This is a genomic window from Actinosynnema sp. NPDC050436 (genome assembly GCF_040655415.1).
Classification (GTDB): domain Bacteria; phylum Actinomycetota; class Actinomycetes; order Mycobacteriales; family Pseudonocardiaceae; genus Actinosynnema.
The window spans coordinates 137,200-152,162 of the sequence record NZ_JBFAJV010000016.1 but is presented as its reverse complement, the minus strand read 5'-3'; the positions used below and the strand labels follow the sequence as shown (position 1 = coordinate 152,162).

Here is a 14,963-nt window from a genome sequence, read left to right as displayed (position 1 = left end):
GGCGTGCCCAGGGCGCGTCCCACCAGACTATCCAGAACCGAGGTGCGAGGGCACCTCCGATTGCGGGACAAGCGCGGACTACGCTCGACGCATGACGTCTCCGAAGCTCATGCCGGTGGCAGTGGCCCTGTTCGCCCTGGGCGTCGCGGCGATCATCGCCATGTTCGTCGCCGGCCGGGCCGGCCTGCCCGCCTGGGTGTTCGCCGCCGGCTGGCTGCTCGCGCCGGCCGGGCTGGCGCTGGGCGTGTTCAGCGCCGTGCGCAGCTCCCGCCGGCGAGCGTAGCGGCGTTCTCCCGCAGCCAGTCCGGGAACAGGTCCAGCGACGGCAGGACCACGTCCGCGCCCTCGTCCACCAGCTCCTCCCGCGAGCACGGTCCGCTCACCACGCCGACCGCCACCGCGCCCGCCGCCCGCGCGCCCCGCACGTCGCCCACGTGGTCGCCGACGTAGACCGACGCGCCGGCCGACCGCAGGGCCTCGCCCTTCCCGGTGGACCACAGCTCGCCGAACAGCTCGTCGACCTCCCAGCCGAACGCGGCCAGGTGCAGCGCCGCGTTGGCCCGGTACTTCCCGGTCACCACCAGCGTCCGGCCACCCAGCTCGCGCACCGCCGCAAGCGATTGCGCCGCTCCGGGCAGGGCGACCGTGGCCGGGATGACGATCTCCGGGTACAGCGCCCGGAAGCGCGCGACCAGGTCCGGGATCTCCTCCTCCGGCACGCCCCGGTCGCGGTAGACCATGTCCAGCGGCGGGCCGAGGTTGGCCGCGAAGTGCGCCCCGTCCAAGGGGTGGCCGCATTCGGCGGCCACGGCGTCCATCACCGTGGCCATACCGGGCCGGGGGTCGATGAGCGTCATGTCCAAGTCGAATCCCACGGTCAACGGCACATTCGCACTGTACGGGCCGGAGGGCTTTACAAAAAGCGGCGCTGTGTAAAGCTGGACGCGTGACGGAACTCACCCGCACGTTGCTCCACGCCGCCGCAGAACTGCTGGCGGCTCGCGGCGTCCAGGGCCTCCGAATGGCGGACGTCGCCACCAGGGCAGGCGTCAGCCGGCAGTCCGTCTACAACGAGTTCGGCAACAAGGAACGGATCGTGCACGCCGTCGCCCTCTACAAGACGGAGGAATACCTCGACGGCGTCCGCTCCCGGTTGCGCGCGTGCCCCGACCCCGTGGGCGGCGTCCGCGACTCGGTCGCCTTCGTGTTCGACTGCGCCGCGCGCGACCCGCTGACCAGGTCCGTGTTCAGCGGCGCGAACGCGGAGGACATGCTCCCGCTGGTCACCACCCGGGGCCACCCGATCATGGCCGCCGCGACCGACGTCTACGTGGAGCACTTCCACCTGCACTACCCGTGGCTCGCCCGGACACGCGTGGAACTGATCTCCGAGCACGTGGTGCGCCTGGTGATCAGCCACCTGCTGACCCCCAGCCGGGACCCGGTCCACGCCGTGGTCGCCGTCACCTCCGCCCTGCTCCACACCGCCTGACCCCGCCCCCCGAGAACTGCCCCACCACCCCACCCGGCTTATCGCCACCCTCTGGCACCATGGCCGGCTGTGACCGTTCTGGAGCGCGTCCGGACGGGTGCCGCCCTGCTGGGCCCGGCCTTCGTCGCCGCCATCGCCTACGTCGACCCCGGCAACGTGGCCACCAACACCGCCGCCGGCGCGCGCTACGGCTACCTGCTCGTCTGGGTGCTGGTCGTCGCCAACGTGATGGCCGGGCTCGTCCAGTACCTGTCCGCGAAGCTCGGCCTGGTCACCGGCCAGTCGCTGCCCGAGGCGGTCCGCGACCGGATGCCCAAGCCGGTCCGCCTCGCCTACTGGGGGCAGGCCGAGGTGGTCGCCATGGCGACCGACCTGGCCGAGGTGCTCGGCGGCGCGATCGCGCTGAACCTGCTGTTCGACCTGCCCCTGCTGCTCGGCGGCCTGGTCACCGGCGTGGTCTCCACCGCGCTGCTGCTCGTCCAGGACCGGCGCGGTCAGCGGCCGTTCGAGCGGGTGGTCACCACGCTGCTGGCCGTGGTCGCGGTCGGCTTCGCGGCCGGCCTGCTCGTGTCACCGCCCTCGACCGACGTCGTCACCGGGCTCGTCCCGAGGTTCGACGGGCCGGACAGCGTCCTGCTCGCCGCCGGGATGCTCGGCGCGACGGTCATGCCGCACGCCGTCTACCTGCACTCCGCCCTCGCCCGCGACCGGCACGGCAGGGCACCCCACCTGCTGCGCGCCACCAAGGTCGACGTGGTGGCCGCGATGGTCCTGGCGGGTGCGGTCAACCTCGCCATGCTGCTGCTCGCCGCGTCCGCGCTGCGCGGGTCCGACGGCGTGGACAGCCTGGAGGGCGTCCACCGCGCCATCGGCGCCGAACTGGGCGGGGGCGTGGCGCTGCTGTTCGCCGTGGGCCTGCTCGCCTCGGGCTTCGCCTCGACCGCCGTGGGCTGCTACTCGGGCGCGGTCGTCCTGGACGGCCTGCTCCGGGTCCGCGTCCCGATCCTGGCCCGCCGACTGGTCACGCTCGTCCCGGCGCTGGTGGTGCTGGCCCTGGACGTCGACCCGACGTGGGCGCTGGTGCTCTCCCAGGTGGTCCTGTCGTTCGGCATCCCGTTCGCGCTGGTCCCGCTCGTGTGGCTGACCTCGCGCCGCGCCGTCATGGGCGAGCACGCGAACCGCCCCGCCGTCACCTGGGCCGCCACCGCCGTCGCCGTCGCCGTGATCGCGCTGAACGGCGTCCTCATCCACCTCAGCACCTGACCCGCCTCCGCACCGGACTCGGCCTCCGCGCCCGTGACTTCGGCACCGCACGGCCCGACGTCCGGCAAGATGGTGGGGTGCGGATCATCTTGAACGTCATCTGGCTGGTGCTGAGCGGCTTCTGGCTGGCGATCGGGTACGTGGTGACCGGGATCATCTGCTGCGTCCTGATCATCACCATCCCCTGGGGCCTGGCGGCGTTCCGGATCGCCAACTACGCGCTGTGGCCGTTCGGCCGGACCGTGGTGGACCGGCCGGGCGCGGGTGCGCCGTCGCTGCTCGGCAACGTCATCTGGATCGTCGTGGCCGGGATCTGGCTGGCGATCGGGCACCTGGTCACCGGCGTGCTGCTGTGCGTGACGATCATCGGCATCCCGCTGGGCGTCGCCAACTTCAAGATGGTGCCGGTGTCGCTCATGCCGCTGGGCAAGGAGATCGTCCCGGCCTGACCCTCCGACAGCCCGCCCGCGTCCTCCCGGTCGACCTAGCCCTCCCGGTCGACCTGGCCCTCCTGGTCCTCCCGGTCGGCACCGGCTTCCCGGTCGGCCTGGTCTTCGAGCTGGACGACCAGGCACGGCCCGCCGCTGTACAGCCCGGCGTCGACGGCCAGCACGCGGTCGTCCGCGTACCTCAGCGGCCCGTCGATCTCCTGCGGCGGCACGCCCAGTTGGTCGGCGATGACGCTGTGCCCGTGCACGACCTCGGTCCCGCCGAGCACCTCCAGCAGGTCGGCGGCGACCGTGCCGCCGTCCGGCCCCCGGAACGCGTACCGGGTGGTCATCTTGCGCCAGCACTCCCACCAGGCGTCGAGGTCGTGGCCGTCGAGCACCTCGTGCACGGCCGCGTTGACCTCGTCGATCGAGTCGCCCCACTCCAGGTAGGCGAGGGTGTCGGAGTGCATGAGCAGGTGGTCCTCGACCAGGTGCAGCACCGGCCGCGAGGTCAGCCAGCCGATGTGCCGGTCGGTCAGCCGGTCCTGGTCGCTGCGCAGGCCGCCGTTGAGCAGCCAGCTCCGGGCGAAGCTGCGCGGCGTCGGCGCGTTCGGCACGTTCTCGTCGCCGAACCGGTGCATCCCCAGCAGCAGGACCTCGTGGTTGCCGACGAGGGCGTCCACCTGGCCCCCGCTCTGCTCGGACAGCTTCATCACGAACTCGATGACGCCGATGCCGTCCGGTCCCCGGTCGACGAAGTCGCCGAGGAACCACAGCTCGGCGTCACCGCCCGCCCAGTCGCCCGCCTCGTCCACGAGGTCCTGGGCGTGCAGGGCGCGAATGAGCTCGGCGAGGTGCCCGTGCACGTCGCCTACCACGAAGAGCGGTCGGTCCACACCGCGACCATAAGCGACGTGGCTGTGCGGTGCGCGGGAGTGGATCAACCGGCGACCCGGTTGGGCCGGATGGCCACCCCCGACCCGACCCCCACGGGACCGACCGGCCTCCCCCGGCGGGGTGAACTCCGCGCCGTGGCCGTGACGTCACGGGCGGTACGCCCATCATCACGTCCATGAGGGAGCACCTGGAACGGGTCGCGGTGGTGTTGGACGAGGTGATGGCGGAGACGGCGGCGACGGGTGTGCTGACGCCGTGGGAGCACGTCGACTGGCTGCGGCTGCACGCCGACCTGCTCGACCGCCTGGGCGCGGCGGCCGGCGACGGCAGCGGCGTGTCCGGGCGCGGCGAACTGGTCCGCGACCGCGCCGAGAGGTTGGCGGACCGCCTCAACCGGCTCCCGTCGACCGACCACGACCGGCGTCCGGCAACCGACCCCGGCCAGTACCCGTCGACCGATCCCGGCAGGCTCCCGCCCGACCACCTCGCCGTCTCCGGCGACCTGGGCGCCTTCCGCGCCGAACCCGCCGCCGACCACTAGGAACACCCGACCATCAAAAACACCCGACCGCCGGGACACCCCCAGCACCGACCGAACCCCTCACCGCCGGCCACTACCCGGCCGGCTGCGCCGGGAAGGGGTCGGCCGAGTTGCCGACCAGGTCCGCGATGGACTTGAGCACGCGGGTCGGCCGGTACGGGTACAGCTCCGCCGTCGACTCCGCCGAGATGCCGGTCAGCACCAGGATCGTGCGCAGCCCGGCCTCCAGCCCGGCCCGCACGTCGGTGTCCATCCGGTCGCCGATCATCAGCGTGTTCTCCGAGTGCGCGCCCAGCGCCCGCAGCGCCGACCTCATCATCAGCGGGTTCGGCTTGCCCACGTAGTACGGCTCGCGCCCGGTCGCCCGCTCGATCAGCGCCGCGATCGAGCCCGTGGCCGGCAGCGAGCCCTCCCGCGACGGCCCGGTCGCGTCGGGGTTGGTGGCGATGAACTTCGCGCCCTCCTCGACCAGCCGGATGGCCTTGGTGATCGCGGTGAAGCTGTAGGTGCGGGTCTCACCCAGCACGACGTAGTCCGGGTCGCGGTCGGTGAGCACGTACCCGATCTCGTGCAGCGCCGTGGTCAGGCCCGCCTCGCCGATCACGAACGCCGACCCGCCCGGCCGCTGCGAGTCCAGGAACCGGGCGGTGGCCAGCGCCGACGTCCAGATCGCCGACTCCGGCACCTCCAGCCCGGTGCGCGACAGCCGGGCGCGCAGGTCGCGGGGCGTGTAGATCGAGTTGTTGGTGAGCACGAGGAACGGGGTGCCGTTCGCGGTGAGCTCCGCCACGAACTCGCCCGAGCCGGGGATCGGGTGCTCCTCGTGCACGAGCACGCCGTCCATGTCCATCAGGTAGTTCCACTGCTCACCCATGGCCGCCATGCTGCCGGCGCGACCGCCGTCCCGCCCCCGGCCGGACCGGCTCAGCGGTCGATCACGCGCTCGCGGAAGACGTCGATCACCGTCTTGTTGTAGCGCTCCAGCACCGCCCACTCCTCGGGCGTGAACCGGGACAGCACGTCCCGCAGCGTCTCCTGCGCTCCCACGAACAGGTGACTGAACCGGTCCTCCGCCACCGTCACCTCGACCAGCACCTTGCGCCGGTCGTGCGGGTCGCGCACCCGGCGCACGTACCCGGCCTTCTCCAGCCGGTCGATCACGCCGGTCACCGCGCCGGTCGACAGGCCCGACAGCTCGGCGATCCGGCCCGCCGTGATCGGCTCGTCCGCGCGCAGGGCGAGGTCGAGGCACTTCTCGTCGGTGGGCGAGAGGCCCATCTGCTCGGCCACGCGGCTGTGGAACAGGATGGTGAGCGTGCTCGTCTCGCGGGCGTAGAAGCCGAACCGCTCCAGCACGTCGGCGGGGACCTCGCGCTCACTGGTCATGTCAAATAATTTAGCCGCCGAGACACCCGCGCCGGCACGGTCCTCCGCACCGCCCCACGGCACCGCCCGATCACACCGGTACCCGGAGGGGTCGGCGCAGTACCCTGACTCGGGTGACGGCAGTCGAGTTGGGCCTACCCGGCGTGCGCACCGAACCCAGCACGTCCGCGCGACCGGACTCCCCGCTGCTGGTCGACCGGTTCGGTCGGGTGGCCACCGACCTGCGGGTGTCGCTGACCGATCGCTGCAACCTCCGGTGCACCTACTGCATGCCCGCCGAGGGCCTGGACTGGCTGCCGAAGCCGGACCTGCTGACCGACGACGAGCTGGCGCGACTGATCGGCGTGGCGGTGACCCGGCTGGGTGTGACGGACGTCCGGTTCACCGGCGGCGAACCGCTGCTGCGGCCGGGGCTGGAGCGCGTGGTCGCCACGACGGCGGCCCTGGACCCCCGTCCCCGGATCTCGATGACCACCAACGGCCTGAGCCTGGCCAAGCGCGCCGGGGCCCTGGTCGACGCCGGGCTGGACCGGGTCAACATCTCGCTGGACACCCTCGTCCCGTCCCGCTTCCACGAGCTGACCAGGCGCGACCGCCTGTCCGACGTCTTCGAGGGGATGGCTGCCGCACGGGCGGCGGGGCTCACCCCGGTGAAGGTCAACACCGTGCTCATGCGCGGCGTCAACGAGGACGAGGCGGTGCCGCTGCTGCGGTTCTGCCTGGAGCACGGCTACCAGCTCCGGTTCATCGAGCAGATGCCGCTGGACCCCCAGCACGGCTGGGACCGGGACGACATGGTCACCGCCGAGGAGATCCTGGCCGCGCTGCGCGGCGCGTTCGAGCTGACGCCCGAGCCCGGCGTGCGCGGCGGGGCCCCTGCGGAGCGGTGGCTGGTCGACGGCGGGCCGGCGGTGGTGGGCGTCATCGCGTCCGTGACCAGGCCGTTCTGCGCGGCGTGCGACCGGACCCGGCTGACCGCCGACGGCCAGGTGCGCAACTGCCTGTTCGCCCGGACCGAAACCGACCTGCGGGCGCTGCTGCGCGACGGCGCGTCCGACGAGGAGATCGCGCAGCGGTGGCGCGGGAACTCCTGGGCGAAGGCGGCGGGCCACGGCATCAACGACGACGACTTCCACCAGCCCGACCGCCCGATGAGCGCGATCGGCGGCTGACCGCGCGCCTGCCGGCTCAACCCGCGTCCACCGGAGATGACGGCTGCGGAGGTCAGGCCGTGCGGGAGTCGCAGTGGCGTGGAGGCGCAGCGGTGTCGAGGCGCAGCGGTGCGGGGGTCCCAGCGGCGTGGGATCAGAGGAGCTTGGAGGTCGACGTGGAGCGGAGGGTGACCCGGTGCGGATGACGGTGCGGTACTTCGCCGGAGCGCGGGCGGCGGCCGGGGTGCCGGACGAGAGCGTCGAGCTGCCCGGCACGCCCACGGTGGCGCAGGTGCTCGACGCGGTCCGCGCGCGGCACGGTGAGGCCCTGGGGCGCGTGCTGGCGGCGTGCAGCTTCCTGTTGGACGGCGTGGCCGTGCGGGACCGCGACACGGCCGTGGCGGCCGGGGCGGAACTGGACGTGCTGCCGCCCTTCGCCGGCGGCTGAGGGCGTTCCACGGCGGGTGGAACGGCGTGAGCCAGACCTCACTCAACGTGATCCATCTCGACAGATCTCGGAATGGAAACGAGAAGATAACGGCCGTCTGACCAGTGCGGATACCCATCTCGACAGATCACCCCCAAACGTTACAGTGACACGGCACACACCCCAGAACGTTTGGCCCTCGGCCCTCCGGTTACGTACGGTCGCTCTTCGGTTGGCCCCGACCAACCACGAGCACCACCGGGACGCCACACGCCGAACCCTGTCCAGTGGCCCCGGAACCGAACCCCGAGCGAGGAAAACCGCCGGACAGGGACTGATCGACATCCCGGGCCCCGAACCCGCGTCGGTCGTGCAGGTGTGGTGGGCCGAGAGGGAAATGGCTTCTTACCGAGGCAAGCACCGCCCGACCATCAGTGCCACCGCCCGCACCGTTGCGAAGGTCGCCGTCGCCGGCGTCATCGTGGGTGCCCCCCTGGGCCTGGCCGCCGGCACCGCGAACGCGCAGGGCTCCGGCGTCAACTGGGACACGGTCGCGGCGTGCGAGAGCGGCGGTGACTGGAGCATCAACACCGGCAACGGCTACTACGGCGGGCTGCAGTTCGTGCCCAGCACGTGGACCGCCAACGGTGGCTCCGGTATGCCCCACCAGGCTTCCCGCGAGGAACAGATCCGCGTGGCCGAGAACGTGCTCCAGACCCAGGGCATCGGCGCGTGGCCGGTGTGCGGCCCGAAGGGCCTCGGCGGCGGTGCCGCCCCGGCTCCGCAGCGCACCGCGCCGGCTCCGGCGCAGCAGCGCCAGGCCACCCCGCAGCCCCAGCAGCAGCAGCAGCAGTACGAAGCGCCCGTGCAGGTGCAGGAGGAAGCTCCCGCGCCGGTGACCGTCGCGCTGCCGAGCTCCAACCCGGCCGGCGACTACGAGATCAAGGACGGCGACACGCTGTCCAAGATCGCGTCGGAGCTCAAGGTCGAGGGCGGCTGGACGAAGCTGCACGAGCTCAACAAGGAGTTCATCCCGAACGCCGACCTGATCATGGTGGGTCACAAGATCGCCACGAAGTGACCCGGCGCCGGCGACTGCCGGCTCCAGACCAGAGACCCTGCCGTTCCCCCCGACGGCAGGGTCTCTGCTTGCTCCCAGCCCGCTCCAGCCGCCGACCGGCCCCACCGGCAGCCGCGCCGCCACCACCCCCGGCCCGCCCCCACCGCCGTGCCGCCACACCCGCCCGCCGGCCACCAGCGCCGCGCCGCCACCCCACACCCGCCTGCGCCCGCCTCCAACGCCGCGCCGACCGCACTTGCCTGCCGCCCATCAGCACCGCGCCGCCGACGCACCCACCGGCCGGCCCATCAGCGCCGCGCACCGCACCCGCTCACTCGCCTCGTGCAGCACCGCTCGCGCACGGGTACTGTCGGTGGTCCATGAGAGAATGAGATCGGGGGCCGGCGGCCACGCCCACACCAAGGCGACGCCCAGCGCAGCCCACACCCGCAGCCCACACCCGCCGTTCCGCTCGGAGCCGCATCGCGCCACGCACCAGCGCCGGCACCCTCGCTCCAGCCCGCTCCCGCCCGCCCGCACCCGCACGCCGGCCCGCCCCGCACCCGCGCCCCGCCCAGTCGAACAGCGCCGCTCAGGGGCAGTTGACCCACTCGTCGGTCCCGTCGGCGAAGACCTGGCGCTTCCAGACCGGCAGCCGGCGCTTCACCTCGTCCACCAGCTCCGAGCACAGCCCGAACGCCTCGGCCCGGTGATCGGCCGAGACCGCGCACACCAGGGCCACGTCCCCGATCGCCAGCTCCCCGACCCGGTGCGTCACCGCGACCGCCCGCACCCCGGTGAACTTCGCCGCAACGTCCGCCACCACCTCGGCCACCACGTCCGCCGCCGACGGGTGCCCCACGTACTCCAGCTCCCGCACGGCCCGCCCGTGGTCGTGGTCGCGCACGACGCCGGAGAAGGTCACCACCGCGCCGGCCGCCGCGTTCGCCACCAGGTTCGCGTGCTCGTCCACCGACAGCGGCCGGTCGCTGACGGTCGCGCGCAGCACCTCGGTCATCCGTGGGGTCATCCGTGGTCACCTCCGGCCACCTGGTCCACCGCGTGCTCCAGCACGGTGCCGAGCACCTCCAGACCGTCCCGCACCCCGCCCGTCGAGCCCGGGAGGTTCACCACGAACGTCCGCCCCGCCACCCCGGCCACCCCGCGCGAGAGCACGGCGGTGGGCACGCGCGGCCAGCCGGACGCGCGGATCACGTCCGCCACGCCCGGCACCTCGTACTCCAGCACCTCGCGGGTGGCCTCGGGCGTCCGGTCGGTCGGGCTGATCCCGGTCCCGCCGGTGGTGATCACGACCGCGACCCCGTCCGCCACGGCCGACCGCAGCGCCTGCGCGACCGGGTCGCCGTCCGGCACGACCTCGGCGTCGGGCACCTCGTACCCGCGCTCCCGCAGCCACGCGACGATGATCGGCCCGCTTCGGTCCTCGTACACGCCGGCCGAGGCCCGGTTGGACGCCGTGACGACCCGGGCCGCCCGCCCGACCGCACCGGCCCCGGTAGGTGCAGAACTCGTCGGTGCGGGGCCGTCGGTCGTCACGGGCGCTCCCACAGGCCGGTCTTGCCGCCTTCTTTCCGCTCCACCCGCACCGCGTCGAGCGTCGCGGCCGGGTCGACGGACTTCACCATGTCGTGCAGCGTGAGCCCGGCCACCGAGACGGCGGTCAGCGCCTCCATCTCCACGCCGGTCCGGTCGGTGGTGCGCACGGTCGCGGTGATCCGGACGTCCGCGCCCTCCAGCGCCAGGTCCACGGTGACGCCCGACAGCGCGATCGGGTGGCACAGCGGCACGAGTTCCCAGGTCCGCTTCGCGGCCATGATCCCGGCGATCCGCGCGGCGGCCAGCGCGTCGCCCTTGGGCAGGCCGTCGGTGCCCAGCAGCGCCACCACCTCGGCGGTCGTCCGCAGCACGCCGGACGCGACCGCCGTGCGGGTCGTCTGCTCCTTCGCGGACACGTCGACCATGCGGGCCGCGCCGCTCCCGTCGAGGTGGGTGAACTGCTTGCTCATGCGAACGATGTTATGCCCCACGGCCACCCCGCACGACGCCCCGCAGCCACCCCGACCCGACCACCCCACCCGGGACCGACCCGACCACCCCACCCGGGACCGGCCGGACGGGACCGACCGGACCGGCGAGGAGCAGCGGCGGGTGCCGAAGCGCGCGACTACTGCGCGGCGGCGGCCTTGCGGACGGCTTCGGCCACGGCGGGGGCGACGGTGGTGTCGAACACGCTCGGCACGATGAACGAGGCGTTCAGCTTCTCCCCGTCCACCACGTCCGCGATCGCGGTGGCGGCGGCCAGCAGCATCGCGTCGGTGATGGTGCGGGCGTGCGCGTCGAGCAGGCCCCGGAACACGCCGGGGAACGCCAGCACGTTGTTGATCTGGTTCGGGAAGTCCGAGCGGCCGGTGGCGACGACGGCGGCGTGCTTCTGCGCCTCCATCGGGTCGATCTCCGGGTCGGGGTTGGCCAGCGCGAACACGATCGCGTCGTGGTTCATGGTGGCGACCTGCTCCGCCCCGAACAGGTTGGGCGCGGACACGCCGATGAACACGTCCGCGCCGACCAGCGCGTCGTGCAGCCGGCCGGTCACGTCGTCCTTGTTCGTCACGGCCGCGATGGACTTCAGGTTCTCGTCCAGGCCCGGCCGGTCGCGGTGCACGATGCCGTCCACGTCGACCGCGACCACGTCGCCGGGCTCCTGCTTGAGCAGCAGCCGGATGATCGCCGAGCCCGCCGCGCCGACGCCGCAGACCACGATCTTGCAGTCGGAGATCTTCTTGCCGACCACCCGCAGCGCGTTGCGCAGGGCGCCGACCACGACGATCGCGGTGCCGTGCTGGTCGTCGTGGAAGACCGGGATGTCGAGCTTCTCGCGCAGCCGGGCCTCGATCTCGAAGCAGCGCGGTGCGGCGATGTCCTCCAGGTTGATGCCGCCGTAGACCGGCGCGATCAGCTCGACCGCGCGGATGATCTCCTCGGTGTCCTGGGTGTCCAGGCACACCGGCCACGCGTCGACGCCCGCGAACTTCTTGAACAGCGCCGCCTTGCCCTCCATGACGGGCAGCGCGGCGGCCGGGCCGAGGTTGCCCAGGCCGAGCACGGCGGAGCCGTCCGTGACGACGGCGACCGTGTTGCGCTTGATGGTGAGCCGGCGGGCGTCGTCGGGGTTCTCGGCGATCGCCTGGCAGACCCGCGCCACGCCGGGCGTGTACGCGCGGGACAGGTCGTCGCGGTTGCGCAGCGGGACCTTGGAGGAGATCTCGATCTTGCCGCCGAGGTGGACCAGGAACGTCCGGTCGGACACCTTGCGGACGACGATCCCGGGCAGCTGGCCCAGGGTCTCGGTGATGTCCTTGGCGTGGTTGGCCGACAGCGCGTTGCAGGTGAGGTCGATGACCACCCGGTCGTTGTGCGACTCGACGACGTCGAACGCCGTGATCACGCCGCCCGCGCGACCGACCGCCGAGGTCAGGTCGCCCGCCGCGCTCGCCGACGGCGGAGCCTCCAGACGGACGGTGATCGAATACCCAGGGCCGGGGACCGGCATCGAAATCCTCCCAGAACAGCACTGCTGAAGCGGGAGCAGAGCCTAGTCCGCTCGGATCAGCGGAACGCGAGCGGCTCGACCCGGACCGTGATCCCCCCGGCCGCGACCACCCGGCCTCAGGGGTCGCCGGTCACGCGCGCCGCCCCGCGACCGGCGGGCGGTCACGGGGCGGCGGGAGGGCCGGGATCAGCGGTTGATCTCGGTCACCGGGTGGTGGTAGCCGAGCTCCTCCGCCGGCAGCGGGAAGGTGAGCTTCCCGAACGGGGACAGCGCGCCCTGCACGTCACTGGCGAGTTCGCTGACCGCGTACTTGCCGTCCGCGGGCGGCTCCGGCCAGTGCGGGTCGATGCGCTCGGGGCGGGCCTTGGCCACGGGTACCTCCTCGGTGGTGCTGCACGTCGTGGTCAAGTGTGCCTCACCGGCTCGGCATCGCGCGCGGCCCTATACCGTGGTGGGGATGTCCGGCACCACACTCGCCGAGTGGCTGCGCGCGCAGGACGACACCGCGCTCGTGGCGCTGTTGCGCGCGCGCCCCGACCTGGCCACGCCGCCACCGGCCGACACCGCGGTGCTCGCCGCCCGGGTCGGGTCGCGGGCGTCGGTGGCGCGGGCGTGCGAGGACCTGGACACGCTGACCCTCACCGCGCTGGAAGCGCTGCTCGTGCTCGACGCCGACCAGCGCCCGGTGCGCCTGGCCGACCTGGACGCCCTGTTCGACGTGGACGTGCGCGCGGCGACGGACCTGCTGCGGGCCCGCGTCCTGGTGTGGGGTGACGACGACGCGCTGCGCACGCCCCCGTCGACCCGGGACGCGGTCAACCCGTTCCCGTGCGGCCTGGGCCGCTCGGTGCCGGCGCTGGCCGGGGCGGACCTGTCCGAGCTGGGCGAGGACGAGCACCGGGTGCTGGGCGCGCTGGCCGCCGGCCCGCCGGTCGGCCAGACCAAGGAGGCCGCGCACGTGGTCTCCCTGGCCAACGCCCGCACGCCGATCCAGAAGCTGCTGGCCAGGGGCCTGCTGGTGCGCCGCGACGCGCTGACCGTGGAGCTGCCGCGCGAGATCGGCCTGCTGGTGCGCGGCGACCGGCCGCTGGGCGCGGTGACGACCGCCGAACCTCCCCTGACCACGGTGGACCGCTCGACGACGACCGTGGACAGCACGGGCGGCGGCGAGGCGCTGGAGCTGTCCCGGCACGTGGAGGCGCTGCTCACCGCGTGGTCGGAGGAGCCGCCTGCGGTGCTGCGGTCGGGCGGGGTCGGCGTGCGCGAGCTGCGCAAGCTGGTCAAGGACCTGGACGTGGACGAGCGCCGCGCGGGACTGCTGGTGGAACTGGTGGTGAACGCGAACCTGGTCGCCGACAGCGAGGGCGCGGAGCCGGAGTGGGTGCCGACCGCGCAGGCCGACACGTGGCTGGCCGCGCCGCCGGAGCACCGCTGGGCGACGCTCGCGCAGGCGTGGCTGGACCTGCCCCGGCTGCCGGGGCTGATCGGCCGCCGCGACGACCGCGACCGCCTGCTCAACCCGCTGGCCCCCGAGCTGAACCGGCCGGCCGCGCCGCGCGACCGCAGGCGGGTGCTGGAGGCGCTGGCCGCGCTGCCGCCCGGCACCGCCGCGCCGGACGCCGACGAGCTGGCCGCCGTGCTGGCCTGGCGGGCCCCGCGCCGGGGTGGCCGGCTGCGCGACGAGCTGGTGCGGTGGACGGTCGAGGAGGGCACGGCGGTGGGCGTGCTGGCGCTCGACGCGCTGACCTCGCAGGGCCGGACCCTGCTCACCGAGGGCCCCGGCCCGGCCGCGAAGAGGCTCGGCGACGCGCTGCCCGCGCCCGTGGACCACGTGCTGGTGCAGGCGGACCTGACGGTGGTCGCGCCCGGCCGGCTGGAACCCGAGCTGGCGGAGGAGATCGCGCTGGTCGCCGACGTCGAGTCGGCCGGCGGCGCGACCGTCTACCGGGTGCGCGAGGAGTCCGTGCGGCGCGCGTTCGACGCCGGGCGCACCGCGTCCGACCTGCACGAGCTGTTCCGGAGCCGGTCGCGCACCCCGGTGCCGCAGTCGCTGACCTACCTGATCGACGACGCGGCCCGCAAGCACGGCCGGCTGCGCGGCGGCGCGGCGGGGTCGTTCCTGCGCTGCGACGACCCGGTGCTGGTCACCGAGGTGGCCGCGCACCCGGCGGCGGAGCGCCTGGAGCTGCGCAAGATCGCGCCGACCGTGCTGGTCAGCCCCTACCCGCTGGCCGAGGTGCTCGACGGGCTGCGCGCGGCCGGGTTCGCGCCGGCCGCCGAGGGGCCGGACGGGCGGGTGCTGGACCTGCGGGCGGGCGGCCGGCGCATCCCGGGCAGGGGCAGGCGGCGGTCGCCGGCACCGACGCCGCCGTCCGACGAGCAGCTGGGCGAGCTGGTTCGGCTGGTCCGGGCCGGCGACCAGGCGGCGACGACTACGGGCGGTGCACGGGTGTCCGTCCCCGGTCACCTGGGCGCGGGACCCAGCGCGACGCTCGCGTTGCTGCAACAAGCGGCGCGGGAGGGGCGCAGCGTACTGGTCGACTTCGTGGACGGCCACGGCACCGCAGCCCGCCGCGTGATCAAACCGCAGGTCGTGGGCGGTGGAGTGCTGGAAGGCGTGGACATCAGCTACGGCGAGGTCCGCCGCTTCCCGCTGCACCGGATCACCTCGGCGGCCCTCGTCGAAGGCGACTCCCTGTGATCCCCGACCGTGGTTTTTGATTACCGGATAGTGATCGATCCTC

Annotated in this window: 18 protein-coding genes; 9 read left to right on the top strand and 9 right to left on the bottom strand. The window is 73.5% G+C overall.

Annotation, left to right across the window (positions count from 1 at the left end; genetic code table 11):
* Positions 1–91: 91 nt before the first annotated feature.
* Entirely contained in the window at positions 92–283 is a 192-nt protein-coding gene (locus AB0I60_RS31030; protein WP_360735965.1) for a hypothetical protein, read from the top strand.
* Here AB0I60_RS31030 and AB0I60_RS31025 read toward each other — a convergent pair.
* Complete coding sequence (locus AB0I60_RS31025; RefSeq protein ID WP_360735963.1) at positions 249–887, bottom strand: haloacid dehalogenase-like hydrolase; 639 nt, start codon at positions 885–887, stop codon at positions 249–251. The two genes, AB0I60_RS31030 and AB0I60_RS31025, sit on opposite strands and share 35 nt — an antisense overlap.
* A 59-nt stretch (positions 888–946) precedes the next feature.
* On the opposite strand from AB0I60_RS31025, the gene AB0I60_RS31020 reads away from it, so the two are divergent.
* The 3 genes from AB0I60_RS31020 to AB0I60_RS31010 all read left to right on the top strand — a co-directional run bounded on the left by AB0I60_RS31020 (position 947) and on the right by AB0I60_RS31010 (position 3,204).
* Complete coding sequence (locus AB0I60_RS31020; protein WP_360735961.1) at positions 947–1,492, top strand: TetR family transcriptional regulator; 546 nt, start codon at positions 947–949, stop codon at positions 1,490–1,492.
* Positions 1,493–1,561: 69 nt separating this feature from the next.
* Complete coding sequence (locus AB0I60_RS31015; protein ID WP_360735959.1) at positions 1,562–2,755, top strand: Nramp family divalent metal transporter; 1,194 nt, start codon at positions 1,562–1,564, stop codon at positions 2,753–2,755.
* Positions 2,756–2,832: 77 nt separating this feature from the next.
* Entirely contained in the window at positions 2,833–3,204 is a 372-nt protein-coding gene (locus AB0I60_RS31010; RefSeq protein WP_360735956.1) for a YccF domain-containing protein, read from the top strand.
* Between the two features lie 35 nt (positions 3,205–3,239).
* On the opposite strand, the gene AB0I60_RS31005 is transcribed toward AB0I60_RS31010, so the two are convergent.
* A complete protein-coding gene (locus AB0I60_RS31005; RefSeq protein ID WP_360735954.1) occupies positions 3,240–4,082 on the bottom strand; it encodes a metallophosphoesterase in 843 nt (280 codons plus the stop codon).
* 176 nt (positions 4,083–4,258) lie between these two features.
* On the opposite strand from AB0I60_RS31005, the gene AB0I60_RS31000 reads away from it, so the two are divergent.
* Positions 4,259–4,624 carry a hypothetical protein gene (locus AB0I60_RS31000; protein ID WP_360735952.1) on the top strand — a complete coding sequence of 122 codons (366 nt, stop codon included), beginning with the start codon at positions 4,259–4,261 and terminating at the stop codon, positions 4,622–4,624.
* Positions 4,625–4,697: 73 nt separating this feature from the next.
* On the opposite strand, the gene AB0I60_RS30995 is transcribed toward AB0I60_RS31000, so the two are convergent.
* Complete coding sequence (locus AB0I60_RS30995; protein WP_360735949.1) at positions 4,698–5,498, bottom strand: HAD-IIA family hydrolase; 801 nt, start codon at positions 5,496–5,498, stop codon at positions 4,698–4,700.
* Between the two features lie 50 nt (positions 5,499–5,548).
* On the bottom strand, positions 5,549–6,010 hold the full coding sequence (locus tag AB0I60_RS30990) for a MarR family transcriptional regulator (RefSeq protein ID WP_360735947.1): 462 nt from the start codon (positions 6,008–6,010) through the stop codon (positions 5,549–5,551).
* 113 nt (positions 6,011–6,123) lie between these two features.
* Between AB0I60_RS30990 and moaA the strand changes: the two genes are divergently transcribed.
* From moaA to AB0I60_RS30975, 3 genes are all read left to right on the top strand, one after another.
* A complete protein-coding gene (gene moaA / locus AB0I60_RS30985) occupies positions 6,124–7,182 on the top strand; it encodes a GTP 3',8-cyclase MoaA (protein ID WP_360735944.1) in 1,059 nt (352 codons plus the stop codon).
* A gap of 181 nt (positions 7,183–7,363) precedes the next feature.
* Positions 7,364–7,609, top strand: a complete 246-nt coding sequence (locus tag AB0I60_RS30980; protein ID WP_360736023.1) for a MoaD/ThiS family protein — start codon at positions 7,364–7,366, stop codon at positions 7,607–7,609.
* A gap of 376 nt (positions 7,610–7,985) precedes the next feature.
* Positions 7,986–8,669: a transglycosylase family protein gene (locus tag AB0I60_RS30975; RefSeq protein ID WP_360735942.1), complete on the top strand. Its 684-nt coding sequence runs from the start codon at positions 7,986–7,988 to the stop codon at positions 8,667–8,669.
* Positions 8,670–9,240: 571 nt separating this feature from the next.
* Here the strand turns inward: AB0I60_RS30975 and AB0I60_RS30970 are convergent.
* The 5 genes from AB0I60_RS30970 to AB0I60_RS30950 all read right to left on the bottom strand — a co-directional run bounded on the left by AB0I60_RS30970 (position 9,241) and on the right by AB0I60_RS30950 (position 12,591).
* Positions 9,241–9,678, bottom strand: coding sequence for a molybdenum cofactor biosynthesis protein MoaE (locus AB0I60_RS30970; protein ID WP_360735939.1), 438 nt, complete (start codon positions 9,676–9,678; stop codon positions 9,241–9,243).
* Positions 9,675–10,205, bottom strand: coding sequence for a MogA/MoaB family molybdenum cofactor biosynthesis protein (locus AB0I60_RS30965; protein ID WP_360735937.1), 531 nt, complete (start codon positions 10,203–10,205; stop codon positions 9,675–9,677). The genes AB0I60_RS30970 and AB0I60_RS30965 overlap by 4 nt, the downstream gene beginning before the upstream one ends.
* Positions 10,202–10,675: a cyclic pyranopterin monophosphate synthase MoaC gene (gene moaC / locus AB0I60_RS30960; RefSeq protein ID WP_360735935.1), complete on the bottom strand. Its 474-nt coding sequence runs from the start codon at positions 10,673–10,675 to the stop codon at positions 10,202–10,204. Before moaC ends, AB0I60_RS30965 begins: the two co-directional genes overlap by 4 nt.
* A 158-nt stretch (positions 10,676–10,833) precedes the next feature.
* Positions 10,834–12,219, bottom strand: a complete 1,386-nt coding sequence (locus tag AB0I60_RS30955; RefSeq protein ID WP_360735932.1) for an NAD-dependent malic enzyme — start codon at positions 12,217–12,219, stop codon at positions 10,834–10,836.
* A 186-nt stretch (positions 12,220–12,405) separates the two neighbouring features.
* Positions 12,406–12,591, bottom strand: a complete 186-nt coding sequence (locus tag AB0I60_RS30950; protein ID WP_360735929.1) for a hypothetical protein — start codon at positions 12,589–12,591, stop codon at positions 12,406–12,408.
* Positions 12,592–12,676: 85 nt separating this feature from the next.
* On the opposite strand from AB0I60_RS30950, the gene AB0I60_RS30945 reads away from it, so the two are divergent.
* On the top strand, positions 12,677–14,920 hold the full coding sequence (locus AB0I60_RS30945) for a helicase-associated domain-containing protein (RefSeq protein ID WP_360735927.1): 2,244 nt from the start codon (positions 12,677–12,679) through the stop codon (positions 14,918–14,920).
* Positions 14,921–14,963: the final 43 nt, after the last annotated feature.